The sequence below is a fragment of the Variovorax sp. P4_B11 genome, assembly GCF_056402355.1.
In genome coordinates this window covers 50,199-62,825 of record NZ_JBFUHO010000019.1, presented here as the reverse complement: position 1 = coordinate 62,825, position 12,627 = coordinate 50,199, and the positions used below count along the sequence as shown (strand labels likewise).

The 12,627-nt window shown below is 66.6% G+C and carries 13 protein-coding genes and 1 tRNA gene; 8 read left to right on the top strand and 6 right to left on the bottom strand.

Going from position 1 to position 12,627, the window contains the following annotated elements; genetic code table 11:
- Nucleotides 1-202: 202 nt before the first annotated feature.
- The 8 genes from tolB to AC1DYD_RS18275 all read left to right on the top strand — a co-directional run bounded on the left by tolB (nucleotide 203) and on the right by AC1DYD_RS18275 (nucleotide 6,558).
- Entirely contained in the window at nucleotides 203-1,429 is a 1,227-nt protein-coding gene (gene tolB, locus AC1DYD_RS18310) for a Tol-Pal system beta propeller repeat protein TolB (protein WP_478174220.1), read from the top strand.
- A gap of 19 nt (nucleotides 1,430-1,448) precedes the next feature.
- On the top strand, nucleotides 1,449-1,961 hold the full coding sequence (pal, locus tag AC1DYD_RS18305) for a peptidoglycan-associated lipoprotein Pal (protein WP_478174167.1): 513 nt from the start codon (nucleotides 1,449-1,451) through the stop codon (nucleotides 1,959-1,961).
- Nucleotides 1,961-2,713, top strand: coding sequence for a tol-pal system protein YbgF (ybgF, locus tag AC1DYD_RS18300; RefSeq protein WP_478174166.1), 753 nt, complete (start codon nucleotides 1,961-1,963; stop codon nucleotides 2,711-2,713). Before pal ends, ybgF begins: the two co-directional genes overlap by 1 nt.
- A gap of 15 nt (nucleotides 2,714-2,728) precedes the next feature.
- Nucleotides 2,729-3,529 (top strand): tRNA threonylcarbamoyladenosine dehydratase, encoded by an 801-nt coding sequence (locus AC1DYD_RS18295; protein WP_478174165.1) that lies wholly within the window; start codon nucleotides 2,729-2,731, stop codon nucleotides 3,527-3,529.
- A 54-nt stretch (nucleotides 3,530-3,583) separates the two neighbouring features.
- Nucleotides 3,584-3,659: transfer RNA gene (locus tag AC1DYD_RS18290), tRNA-Lys, on the top strand.
- A 238-nt stretch (nucleotides 3,660-3,897) separates the two neighbouring features.
- Complete coding sequence (locus AC1DYD_RS18285; RefSeq protein ID WP_478174164.1) at nucleotides 3,898-4,134, top strand: hypothetical protein; 237 nt, start codon at nucleotides 3,898-3,900, stop codon at nucleotides 4,132-4,134.
- Between the two features lie 1,434 nt (nucleotides 4,135-5,568).
- Nucleotides 5,569-6,090, top strand: a complete 522-nt coding sequence (locus tag AC1DYD_RS18280; RefSeq protein WP_478174163.1) for a hypothetical protein — start codon at nucleotides 5,569-5,571, stop codon at nucleotides 6,088-6,090.
- Between the two features lie 135 nt (nucleotides 6,091-6,225).
- Nucleotides 6,226-6,558, top strand: a complete 333-nt coding sequence (locus AC1DYD_RS18275; RefSeq protein ID WP_478174162.1) for a hypothetical protein — start codon at nucleotides 6,226-6,228, stop codon at nucleotides 6,556-6,558.
- A 24-nt stretch (nucleotides 6,559-6,582) separates the two neighbouring features.
- Here the strand turns inward: AC1DYD_RS18275 and AC1DYD_RS18270 are convergent, their stop codons facing one another.
- The 6 genes from AC1DYD_RS18270 to dapE form a co-directional block, all read right to left on the bottom strand.
- Entirely contained in the window at nucleotides 6,583-6,831 is a 249-nt protein-coding gene (locus AC1DYD_RS18270) for a hypothetical protein (RefSeq protein WP_478174161.1), read from the bottom strand.
- A gap of 646 nt (nucleotides 6,832-7,477) precedes the next feature.
- On the bottom strand, nucleotides 7,478-7,708 hold the full coding sequence (locus tag AC1DYD_RS18265) for a hypothetical protein (protein ID WP_478174160.1): 231 nt from the start codon (nucleotides 7,706-7,708) through the stop codon (nucleotides 7,478-7,480).
- Nucleotides 7,709-7,913: 205 nt separating this feature from the next.
- The gene (locus AC1DYD_RS18260) at nucleotides 7,914-8,510 is read right to left on the bottom strand and encodes a hypothetical protein (protein WP_478174159.1); all 597 of its coding nucleotides are present in this window, start codon (nucleotides 8,508-8,510) and stop codon (nucleotides 7,914-7,916) included.
- A 12-nt stretch (nucleotides 8,511-8,522) separates the two neighbouring features.
- Nucleotides 8,523-10,559 carry an ABC-F family ATP-binding cassette domain-containing protein gene (locus AC1DYD_RS18255; protein ID WP_478174158.1) on the bottom strand — a complete coding sequence of 679 codons (2,037 nt, stop codon included), beginning with the start codon at nucleotides 10,557-10,559 and terminating at the stop codon, nucleotides 8,523-8,525.
- A gap of 27 nt (nucleotides 10,560-10,586) precedes the next feature.
- On the bottom strand, nucleotides 10,587-11,450 hold the full coding sequence (prmB, locus tag AC1DYD_RS18250; protein WP_478174157.1) for a 50S ribosomal protein L3 N(5)-glutamine methyltransferase: 864 nt from the start codon (nucleotides 11,448-11,450) through the stop codon (nucleotides 10,587-10,589).
- Nucleotides 11,447-12,619, bottom strand: coding sequence for a succinyl-diaminopimelate desuccinylase (gene dapE, locus AC1DYD_RS18245; RefSeq protein ID WP_478174156.1), 1,173 nt, complete (start codon nucleotides 12,617-12,619; stop codon nucleotides 11,447-11,449). Before dapE ends, prmB begins: the two co-directional genes overlap by 4 nt.
- Nucleotides 12,620-12,627 lie beyond the last annotated feature (8 nt).

The window sequence follows — 12,627 nt, the reverse complement described above, 5'->3', positions numbered from 1 at the left end:
GACCGGGCCGGTTCATACACGTTTTGTGACGGCAGGGCCATCGCAAGATGTACTATGTGAGGTGTTTTATCCGAGACAAGAAACTTAATCCTCGGAAACCTCTCCGAACTGCATGAAAAAGCCGTTGCAAGACTTTGCCCCAACCCCTTCTTCATCGTTCTTCGGCCGCCGCACCTTGATTGCGGCCCTCGCCGCCTCCCCCATGATTCCCGCGCTGGCCCAGTTCCGGGTCGAGGTGACGGGTGTTGGCGTGACGCAGCTGCCGATTGCGATCGCTCCGTTCCGGGGCGAAGACTCGTCGCCGCAAAAGATCTCGGCGATCGTGCTGGCCGACCTCGAGCGCAGTGGGCAGTTCCGGGGCGTCGACGCCTCGGGCCAGGCACTCGATGAAGGCTCGCGTCCCGACCTCAGCTTCTGGCGCCAGCGCACCGCCGATTCGCTCGCGGTCGGCAGCGTGACACGGCTGGCCGACGGCCGCTTCGATGTCCGCTTCCGCCTCTGGGATGTCGTGCGCGGGCAAGACCTCGGCGGCCAGAGCTACACGGTCCCGCAGGGTGACCTGCGATTGGCCTCGCACCGCATCGCCGACTACATCTACGAGAAGCTCACCGGCGAGAAGGGCATCTTCTCGACCCGCATCGCCTACGTCACCAAGGGCGGCACGCGCTACACGCTGTGGGTGGCCGACGCCGACGGCGAGAACGCGCAAGCGGCGCTTGCCAGTCCGGAGCCGATCATTTCGCCCTCCTGGTCGTCGAACGGCAGCCAGTTGGCCTACGTGTCCTTCGAATCGCGCAAGCCCGTGGTCTACGTGCACAACGTGGCCAGCGGCCAGCGCCGACTGGTGGCGAACTTCCGCGGCTCCAACAGCGCGCCGGCCTGGGCGCCGGACGGCGGCACGCTCGCCGTCACGCTGAGCCGCGATGGCGGCTCGCAGCTCTACACCATCTCTTCCAGTGGCGGCGAGCCGCGCCGGCTGACGCAAAGCAACAGCATCGACACCGAGCCGGTCTACTCGGCCGACGGCGGCACGATCTACTTCGTCAGCGACCGCGGCGGCGCGCCGCAGATCTACAAGATGGGCGCCGGCGGCGGCAACCCGACCCGGGTCACCTTCAGCGGAACCTACAACATCTCTCCGTCGGTCAGCGGCGATGGCCGGTGGCTGGCCTACATCTCTCGCGTGGGCGGCGGGTTCAAACTCCACGTGATGGAACTGGCGACCGGCAATGTGCAGGCGATCACCGACACCACGGCCGACGAGAATCCCAGCTTTGCGCCGAACAGCAAGTTGATCGTCTATGCCACCAAGCTCCAGGGCCGCGAGGCGCTGATGACGACCACGCTGGACGGGAAGATCAAGGCGCGGCTGGCGGGGCAGGCGGGAGACATTCGGGAACCGGACTGGGGTCCGTTTCAAAAGCAATGATTAACTTGAGGAGTTCGAAATGTTGAAACGTACGATTTATTCGTTGGCCATCGTGGCGTTGATCGCCGGTTGCTCGTCGGGCACCAAGCTGAACGAGACGCCGGTGGTGGACCGCGGCGCGGGCCAGGGCTCGGGCGGGGCCGCCAGCGGCGTGGCGCCCGTGACTATCGATCCCAACGCTCAGAACGCGCAGGGCCCGGTCGGTGTCGCACGCATCATCTATTTCGACTTCGACAGCTACACGGTCAAGCCCGAGTTCCAGACGGTGATCGACGGTCACGCACGCTTCCTGAAGGCCAATCCGAACCGTCGCGTGTCGATCGAAGGGCACACCGACGAGCGCGGTGGCCGCGAATACAACCTGGCGCTCGGCCAGAAGCGCTCCGAGGCCGTGCGCCGCGCGCTGGTCCTGGTCGGCGTCAACGACGTGCAGATCGAGGCCGTGAGCTTCGGCAAGGAGAAGCCGGCGGCGCAGGGCAGCAATGAAGAAGCCTGGGCGCAAAACCGCCGCGCCGAGATCACCTACCGTTGATGATGCGCGGCCTATCATTGCGCGGCGCCGCCGTCGCAGCCGCCTTGCTGTGCGCTTCGCTGGGGGCGCAGGCCGCGTTGTTCGAGGACGACGAGGCGCGGCGCGCCATTCTGGATCTGCGTCAGCGGGTCGAGACCATGCGCCAGCAGGCCGAGCAGCGACAGAGCGAGGAGAGCGCGCAGTTGCGGCGCAGCCTGCTCGAGCTGCAGAACCAGATCGAGCAGATGCGCGGCGATCTGGCGCGCATGACCGGCCAGAACGAACAGCTTACGAAGACCGTCACCGATCTCCAGCAGCGGCAGGCCGATGTCGACACCCGCGCCAAGGGCAACGAGCCGTCCAAGGTCGCGGTCGACGGGCGCGAGTTCAATGCCGATCCGAAGGAGAAGGCCGATTTCGACGCTGCGCTCGGCATCTTCCGCGCCGGCCAGTTTGCGCAGGCGCAGACGGCGTTCGCCGAATTCGTCAAGCGCTACCCGCAAAGCGGGTACAACGCCTCGGCGCTGTTCTGGCTCGGCAACGCGCAGTACGCGACCCGCAACTACAACGAGGCCATCGCCAACTTCAGGTCGATGCTGTCCCTGGCGCCCGACCATGCGAAGGCGCCCGAGGCCGTGCTGTCGATTGCGAATTGCCAGATCGAACTCAAGGACACGCGGGCAGCCCGCCGTACGCTCGAGGACCTGACCAAGGCCTATCCGCAATCGGAGGCGGCGCAAGCCGGCCGCGAGCGGCTGTCGCGACTGCGGTAGCCGCGCTTGAGCACCATGACCCCAGTCGTCGCCGCGGACGACGCCGACCTGGCCCGCCGCTTCGGCGGCTTGGAGCGCTTGTACGGCGTGGCGGGCGCAGCGCGCATCCGCGACGCGCACGTGCTGGTGGCAGGCATCGGCGGGGTCGGTTCGTGGGCGGTCGAAGCGCTGGCGCGCAGCGGTGTCGGCCGTCTCACGCTGATCGACCTCGATCACATTGCCGAGTCCAACATCAACCGCCAGATCCACGCGCTCGACTCGACCGTAGGCCAGGCCAAGGTGGAGGCGATGCGCGACCGCATCGCTCACATCAATCCGGCTTGCCGGGTGTTGGCGCTCGATGAGTTCGTCGAGCCGGACAACTGGCAGGCTTTGCTTGGAACCGCCGAAGCCAAGAACGGGCCGGTGAGCGCCGTGCTCGATGCCTGTGACCAGGTGAAGGCCAAGCTTGCGATGGCGGCCTGGGCGCGCGTGGCGGGCGTGGGCTTCGTCACGGTTGGCGCGGCCGGTGGCAAGCGGCTGGCGCACAAGGTCGAGATCGAGGACCTGGCATTGGTCACGCACGATCCCTTGCTCGCGCAGTTGCGCCAGCGGCTGCGCAAGGCGCATGCGGCGCCGCGCGAGGGCCGAAAGATCGGTGTCTCCTGTGTCTTCAGCCGCGAGAGCGTAGCGCCACCGGATGCCTCCTGCGCGATCGAGGGCGACGGCTCGCTGAACTGCCATGGCTACGGCTCGGTGGTCAGCGTGACCGCCACCTTCGGCCAATGCGCCGCCGGATGGCTGCTCGACCGGATTGCCCGAAATGGCACGCTATAATTTCAGGCTTTGCCGGATTCGACGCCGGTAAAGGAAAGACTGGTATCTGGTATCGGGACGTTAGCTCAGTTGGTAGAGCAGCGGACTTTTAATCCGTTGGTCACAAGTTCGAATCTTGTACGTCCTACCACCGAAACCCGCGTCGAGACCCAAAGCCTGCTGTCAATTCGATAGTGGGCTTTTTTTATTTTCAGGCCCAACCCTCTAAGGTCTTGCCCGCTTCGGCGGGCTTTTTCTTGCCTGTCGCCTCGTGGTCACGAACCTGAGGCGCGCCCCCTCAAAAAGCTCAGCCTTGACAGGGCCTCAGCCTTGATCGGCAAAAGGTGACGGGGCGACACTTGACCTGCACCGATGAAAGGAGCCCTCGTATGCCCATGGATTGCCTACGCCGGATTGCAGTGCGCGAACTGCCCTTCGACGTCTACGACATAGGTGAGATCGACAATATCCGCATGTTGCGCGCCGCCGGGCTGGTCATGGCTTTTCTCCCTCCGCCTGACCACCTTCCGCAAGGCGAAGCAAGCCAGAAGCCCGCCCGGGTGCTTGCCATCACGGCGAAGGGCAGAGAGGCTTTGGCCGGCTGGTTGGCGACCGAGGATTACTGACATCTCGTCCAACCAGCCCCGAGCAGGCTTCCTCATGGTCCTGCGTCACCGTCTCGATGTGTCCGATGCCAAGCAGGGTTGGTTGCTCTTTGTTGCAAAAGAAACAACTTCTTAAGCCCCCGACTTACGAGAACGTCACCCTCCATTTGTGAGAAAGGCGTTCAATGTGAACTCGTCACAATCACCGGGGGAGAGTGATGTCAAGGGCAGCCGCGACGCGAGCAGCGAGCTCAGTGAGTCGGGATTCAGCGCCATCGCCGTGCCGGACGCGGCGCGGTGGCGCGCCCAGGCGACGGTCCCGGCGTCTCGACGCAATGACTGCCTGCCGACTCGAAGAGGTGCCGGTCCCGGCGACTCGGCGCATTCCGGTGCGGTGACTGGGAGCGCAGTACCGCAGGAGCCCGGCAATGACGAAGTACTGCGATTCGTGCCACACGCCCAACAAGGACCGCGCCAGATACTGCCATGGTTGCGCCGGCAAGTTCTCGGGCCTGCGTTTCGATGCTGCAGCCTTCGTCTCTACCTTGCCCGACACGCACCCGGACTTGGCCGTGTCCCTGCCGGAAAAGGCGGTGCACGGGCTTCCACGCGCACCGCTCCACAAGGCCGAACCGAAGCCTGCCGCGTGGCTCGCGCTGCCTCCGGGGGTCGACATTTCGCTGGTGTTGCTGTTGTTCTGCCTTCTGCTGTTGTCCGGGACCTTCGTGTACTGGTATTCGAGTCGCTCGGTCCGCGAGCCGCCAGTCCCGGGTTCGCAGCAACTGCTGTCTCAGACGGCGCCCGAGGCCCAGGATGTGCCGGCGAATTCGGGGCCGCCAATCCCGAATTCGTCGGATTCGTCGGCCGTGTTACTGCAGGCCGCGCCCGCACCCGAGCCCCAGGAGGCGCCGGAGAACGCGGTCTCTGCGACGACGAGCGAACCCGCGTCTCCGCCCGATCCGGAACAGCACGCTGTCGCTCGCTCGGATCCAACGGGAAAGCCTGCGACGCAAGAAGTGACAGGGGTTGAAGCGTTGGCCAGCCCGGAACGGGCTGTACCCAAGCAGGCGTCAGGTGTTCGGCGGCGCGATCAGGTCGCTGCGTCGACGCCGAGGAGGCGCGAGCCGAGGCGAGAGATGGTGAACAAGACCGAGATCGATCCCCGAGTGCTTCTCCCATCGGCGGCCGTTGAGGCTGCGCCGGTGGGAACGAGGCCCGCTGAGACCTCGCAGGGGGTTCGCTCRGCCATAGAGCCCCGAGCCGCAGGCAATCTGCCGTGTGATCGTTACAACCCCTTCGGCGAGGCGCTTTGCTTGAGCGCGCCGCAGTCGCCGGGCCAGTTGACGCAGCAATCAGCGGCCACCGGCGCATCGCACGCTGGCACCAGCGGGGCGGTTTCGGCTGTGTTTCGTGCCCCGGCCGTGGTGAGCGGCGGTGGGACTGGAAGCTTGGCCGATGGTGGCGGAGCCGGCGGCGGCTCGGGCGGGGGTGGAGCAGGTGCTGGCGGTGGTGGCGGTGGTGCCGGCGGCGGAGCAGGAGCAGGGGCAGGAGCAGGGGCAGGGGCAGGAGCAGGAGCAGGAGCAGGAGCAGGAGCAGGAGCAGGAGCAGGAGCAGGAGCAGGAGCAGGAGCCGGGGCTGGAGCCGGAGCCGGAGCCGGAGCCGGAGCCGGAGCCGGGGCTGGGGCTGGGGCCGGGGCTGGGGCCGGTGGTGGTGGAGCCGGAACCGGTGCCGGTGGTGGTGGAGCCGGAGCCGGTGCCGGAGCCGGAGCCGGTGGTGGAGCCGGTGGGAGTGGCGGTACAGGTGGCGGCTCCGGTGCTGGAGCGGGTGGCGGTGGCTCTGCCGGTGGTGGTGGCGGTGGACCCGGCGGCGGTGCAGCCGGGCGTTAGAAAGGCCGACCGGGGGGCATCACGATGCCGACCTCTGTGCTGCGCCGAACCCATCCGAAATCTCGAATCACCGCATGACAGTGGGGCGTGACGTCCGTGACCGTCGAGCGCGATGCGCATGAGATGGGAAAAATTCACATTTGTTGCAAATTGATATACATTGACATCCCTGCCCGAAGCACAGAGTCGGGCCCAGCCGCACGCCAAGCCTTTCAGGAGCCACCCAATGGACTCGGACTTTCACCTTCGCAAAGTACAGACACTGAGCCCCAAGGCCGCAAAAATTGCATTGCGCATCATGGATGCGGACCCGGGCATTCCGGTCGAATGGATCCTGACGCTGCGACCGGCGCTGGTTGAACGAAGCAGTGACTCGGCGTCGTTCGGAACCACGGACTGGATGACGATCGCAGCGATCGAGCGTCCCGTCGTCCGCAGATTCACTGAGCGCTTCGAAAGCCGCGAGCAGCGCCACGCTCGGCTTTGGGTGACGAGCCTTCGCCAGGAGTCCCGCAGAGCCCCTGGCTCGGCGTTCGAGGATGCGTACGGGTCACCGTGAGTGGGCCCAGGGGCCGGACTCCCCTCAACCGTCGGAGTAGAGAAACACCGTGCGACATTGACGGCACCGTGCCTGGCCGATATGGCCTTGTCGATGGAGCGGCTCGAGCCTGGACGTCTGGCCGTCGAGAAAGCATTGCGGACAAGGCAGCAGTTCCCCTGGACAAGCCAGTGCGTCGGCCCATACGCTTTCCCAGTCATCGACCAGCGATGGCAGCGCGCCCTTCGCTCGCAAGTGGCCCAGCAATTCGCGGTGCATGCCCTCGAGTGCCATGGCCTTCTCCATTCGTATTCGTTGGGGACGCCCACACGGACGCCCGCCAATAGGCCTGCGGGACCGACGCGGACCTATCGGGACTTCAGCCGCGAGCCTGGCCTGGTCAGCGTCCATTTGGTTACAAAGCCAGACACTTTTCGAATGTGAAAGTATTACATTTTTACCTTGCGAAGTGTGCTGTTTCGCAGAGGGCCAAACCGGCGATTCGAGATCGCGACCATTGGCCATCGGGTGCCTGTTGAGCAGGCCCATCTCGAAGGAGGGCTCATGTCAAAGATTGTCAAAGGCAACAAACTCGTGAGGCGGATGGGGCGTCGGACCACACTGTCCTCGCAACGACGGCGGGCCACAAGGCGGACCACTTCGGTGGCTCTGCATGCGAGCGACGGCGCGCAACTGGCCTGGATCGCGGCGTCTCGCGTCAGAGAGGCGGCCCAGAATCGAATCGTCTTCGCTTTTCGACGCTATGTCGAGGCTTCGGGGCCTGGGCCCACGGACGCCGAACTGCATCTGTTCGCGCGGCTCGCCATCGCGGAGCAGCGATTGAGAAGCAAGCTCTCGGGGCGGCCCGCTGGCAGGGTCTGGGACTCGGGTTCCATCAGCAGTCGCTGAAGTTCGAGACGGCCTTTTTCTGTGGGAGGGGTCAACCGGCTTCGTCGCCGTCGATCGAGGCCGAATGGCGGGATCCGGCCATCGCCGAGACCAGGCCCACCGCACTGGCACGAATCAGTTCCTGGCGCAGGGCCGCTTCGAGCAGGCGGCGCGCTGTCTCCGGCCGGTCGTGGTCGTATTCTTCGTCCAACTCGCAATGCAGGTAGTAGTCGACCCGGGCCATGAGCCGTTCGACCGATGCTGCGAGGTCTTTCTCGTTCATCTTCCGCTCCTCCGAACCAGTCGTGCGGAAACGACCTTGGTTTGATCCCGATCTTCCTCTGGACTCACCCTGCGCTCACCCAGTCATCGACTGTGTGAGTTTCGTCATTATCCTCCCCCCACGCGCTGTTGCCCCCGGTCCTTTGTCGTGGTGCGCCAACAGTGTGTTCGGGTAGCAAGTTTGTTGGTGCTTTGGTATTCGAAATTCAGCGAAGACGCAGCCGATTCCAGGCGTTGACCAGCCTCGAAGGGCGCGCGGGCGGCGAAGCCGACTCGCTGCGGATGGGCTGCTTGGCGGTCTCGGCGGCGCTGGCAGGCGCCGGAAGCCGATGCCGGACGCTGTGCGCCACCCGCACGCAGTCCTTGATGTGCAACTCGCCCAGGGACCGCAGCGCTGCATAACTGAGCGTGGCAGAAACCACTTGGCCTGCGAGGGGAACGAATCGGGCCGCCTGGCTGGCGGTCAGCTTGACGCCCGCATGGCGGGCCAGCGTGACGAGCAGTTCGCGCGTGACCAGCCGCCCGACCAGCAACGCCCCGACGGCGGCGGCGGTCTTGCGTATGCGTTCGCGCTCGTGCGGCGCCATGCGCTCGACCTGGGTCACCGAAAGGCCGAATTCAGTGCTGATCTGCGGCACCACGCGGGCCAGCAAGGCGGCGTCGGCCGCCCAGTCGATGCCCGGCAGCGGCACGGCGCCGACCGCAGCCGCCATCAGCGCCTTGCGGCCGAGCAGACGACGGCTGCGCCGGATGGCCTCGATCAGCTGGGGATCGCCTTGGGCGAGCTCGATGGCGGAAGACATTCCGCCGCATTATCAGGCGGCGAGCGTTTCCAGTTGGTCCGACAGGGCCAGCCAGCGCTCTTCGAGGCGCGCGATCTCGTCGCCGAGTGTCTTCAGCCGCTTGCCGGCTTCGGCGATTTCCGGGGCCGGCAGGGCCTGGGCCAGTCGTTCTTCGAGTGCGGCCTTCTCGCTGCTCGCGGCGGCCAGCTGCTGGTCGACCTGCGCCAGTTCGCGCTTCAGAGGCTTGGCTTGCTCGCTGCGCTGCTGCCGTTCCTGGGCGTCCTGCTTGCGCTGGTTCCTGGCGGCCGGGGCGGCATCGGCTTGCCGGGGCGCCGGCGCGCTGGCGACCGCGGCTTCGGCGGGTCGCGCGACGACTTCGGCCGCACTGGCCGTCGCGGCATCCCGGTTCGCCACCTTGGCCTCCTCGCGCAGCCGCTTGGCTTCGTCCAGCAGGTAGCGCTGGTAGTCGTCCAGGTCGCCATCGAAATCGGTGACCACGCCGCGGCCGACCAGCCAGAACTCGTCGCACACCGAGCGCAGCAGTGCGCGGTCGTGGCTCACCAGCATCAGCGTGCCCTCGAACTCGTTGAGCGCCACGGCCAGCGCCTCGCGGGTGGCGAGGTCCAGGTGGTTGGTGGGCTCGTCGAGCAGCAACAGGTTGGGGCGCTGCCAGACCATCATGGCCAGCACCAGGCGCGCCTTTTCGCCGCCGCTCATGGTGCCGACCGCCTGCTTGACCATGTCTCCGCTGAAGTTGAAGCTGCCGAGGAAGCCGCGCAGGTCCTGCTCGCCGGTGCGTTCCTTGGCGTTGGCGCCGAGCTCGCGCGCCATCCGCACCATGTGCTCGAGCGGCGTGTCCTGCGGCCGCAGCACGTCGAGTTCCTGCTGGGCGAAGTAGCCGATGTTGAGTCCCTTGCCTTCGGTGACGGTGCCGGCCAGTGCGCCCATTTCCCGGGCGATGGTCTTCACCAGCGTCGACTTGCCCTGGCCGTTGGCACCCAGGATGCCGATGCGCTGGCCGGCCAGCACCGAGCGGTTGACGCCGCGCAGGATGGTCTTCGGTGCCTCGTCCTCGACCCGATAGCCGAAACTCGCATCGCTGATCGACAGCATCGGATTCGGGATGTTGCCCGGTTCCTTGAATTCGAAGGTGAAGTCGGCTTCGGCCAGCAGCGGCGCGACCTTCTCCATGCGTTCGAGCGCCTTGACCCGGCTCTGCGCCTGCTTGGCCTTGCTGGCCTTGGCCTTGAAGCGGTCGATGAACTTCTGCAGGTGGGCGATCTTGTCCTGCTGCTTGGCGAAGGCCGATTGCTGCAGCTCCAGCTGCTGCGCCCGCAGGGTCTCGAAGGCGCTGTAGTTGCCGCCGTAGCGCGTCAGCTTCGCATGTTCGATGTGCAGGGTGACGTCGGTCACGGCATCGAGGAACTCGCGGTCATGGCTGATCACGATCATGGTGCCGGCGTACTTCTGCAGCCAGGCCTCCAGCCAGACCAGCGCGTCCAGGTCCAGGTGGTTGGTGGGTTCGTCGAGCAGCAGCAGGTCGCTCGGGCACATCAGCGCGCGCGCCAGTTGCAGCCGCATCCGCCAGCCGCCCGAGAAGCTGTTGACCGGCTGGTCGAGCTCGTGGGCCTTGAAGCCGAGCCCCAGGATCAGCGACTGGGCGCGCGGCACCGCGTCGTGCTCGCCGGCATCGGCCAGGTCGGTGTAGGCGTGGGCCAGCGCCATGCCCATCTCGTGGTCGTCGGGGTCGGCCTCGTGGCCTGCCTCCGCCCTGGCGAGCAGCTCGCGCAGCTCGACCAGCCGGGTGTCGCCGCCGACCACGAAGTCGGTGGCCGGCTCTTCGGTCTCGGGCATGTTCTGGGCGACCTGGGCCATGCGCCACTGCTTCGGCAGCGAGAAGTCGCCACCATCTTCGTGCAGCGTGCCGTTGAAGAGTGCGAACAGCGTGGATTTGCCCGCGCCGTTGCGTCCCACCAGGCCAACCTTCTCGCCGGGGTTGATGGTGACGCTGGCGCCGTCGAGCAGCACTTTGGCGCTGCGGCGCAGGATGACGTTCTTGAGAGTGATCATTTCGGTGCCCGCCGGTTGGCGGGCAGTTCAGAGGAGGGATTCGCGCGCGACCAGCAGCACCTGGTCTTCGCCCGCGCTGGTGGCTAGCCACACCACCTCGAGCTGCGGAAAGGCAGCCTCGAAGTGCGCGCGTTCGTTGCCGATTTCAAGCACCAGCACGGCGGAGTCGCTCATGCGGGCCGGGGCGTCGGCGAGCAGCCGGCGAATGAAATCCATGCCATCGGCCCCGCCGGCCAGGGCCAGTTCGGGCTCGGCGCGGTATTCCGCCGGCAGCGCGTCCATGCTGGTCGCGTTGACGTAGGGCGGATTGCAGAGAATCAGGTCGTAGGGGCCATCCACGCTCGCAAGCCCGTCCGACTCGATGAGCCTGATGCGATCGTCGAGCTGGTGGCGCGTGACGTTGATGGCGGCCACCTCGAGCGCCATGGTCGATAGGTCGGCGGCGTCGACGCCGACGTCCGGATAGGTCAGCGCCGCCAGCACCGCGAGGCTGCCGTTGCCGGTGCACAGATCGAGCACCCGGCGCGTGTGCGGGCCCAGCCAGGGATCGATGCTGCCGTCGGCCAGCAGCTCGGCGATGAAGCTGCGCGGCACGATGGCGCGTTCGTCGATGTAGAAGGGCAGGCCCTGCAGCCAGGCTTCCCGGGTCAGGTAGGCGGCCGGCTTGCGGGTGTCGATGCGCTGCGCGAACAGCGCGCCGACGCGGGCGGCATCGGTGGGCGACACCGGGCGCTCGGCCACGGCATCGAGCTCGTCCAGCGGCAGGCCCAGGCGCCACAGCACCAGCCAGACCGCCTCGTCGAAGGCGTTGTCGGTGCCGTGGCCGAAGGCCACGCCGGCGTCGGCCAGCTGCTTTGCGCCGGCCTCGATGAGTTCAATGACGGTGCTCATACGAGGAGCAGCGCTTCGAGCCGGTCCAGCGTGCGGCGGTAGATGTTCTTGAGCGGTTCGATGTCGGCCACCGCGATGTGCTCGTCGATCTTGTGGATGCTGGCGTTGACCGGCCCCAGCTCGACCACCTGCCGGCAGATCTTGGCGATGAAGCGTGCGTCGCTGGTGCCGCCGCTGGTCGACAGCTCGGTCTCGATGCCGGTCTCGGCGCGGATTGCCTGCTGCACGGCTTCGACCAGCGCGCCGGGCACGGTGAGGAAGGGCAGGCCGCCGAGGGTCCAGGCGAGCGTGTAGTCGAGTCCGTGCGCATTGAGCACCGACTTGACGCGCTGCTGGAGCGATTCGGGCGTCGATTCGGTCGAAAAGCGGAAATTGAAATCGATCACCGCCGCACCCGGGATCACGTTGCTCGCGCCGGTGCCCGCGTGGATGTTGCTGATCTGCCAGCTGGTCGGCTGGAAGTGGTCATTGCCGGCATCCCAGCCGCCGGCCGCGTTGATCGCGACCAGCTCTGCCAATGCCGGCGCGAACGCATGCACCGGGTTCTTCGCCAGGTGCGGGTAGGCGATGTGGCCCTGCACACCGTTCACCGTGAGCTTGCCGCTCATCGTGCCGCGGCGGCCGTTCTTGATCATGTCGCCGCAGCGTTCGACCGAAGTCGGCTCGCCGACGATGCAGTAGTCGATGGCTTCGCCGCGCGCCGCCAGCGTGTGGCAGACCACCACCGTGCCATCGACGCCCGGGCCTTCCTCGTCGCTGGTGAGCAGCAGCGCCAGCGTGAGCCGCGGATCGGGCGTCGCGGCCAGGAACTCCTCGATCGCGACCACGAAGGCGGCCAGCGAGGTCTTCATGTCGCAGGCGCCGCGGCCATACAACCGGCCCTCGCGGTGCGTCGGCGTGAACGGATGGCTGGTCCACTGCTCGAGCGGTCCGGTCGGCACGACGTCGGTGTGGCCGGCGAAGGCCAGGGTCTTCGAGCGCTCTCCGGTGCCGGGGCGTACCGCCCACAGGTTGGTGACGCGAAAGTCGGACGGGCCGCTCTCGATGGTCTCGAGCCGGAATCCGAGCCGTGCCAGGCGTTCGCCGAGGATCTGCTGGCAGCCGCCGTCGTCGGGGGTGACCGAGGGGCGGGAGATCAGTTGTTCGGCGAGCTGGAGCGTTCGGGACATCGATGCGG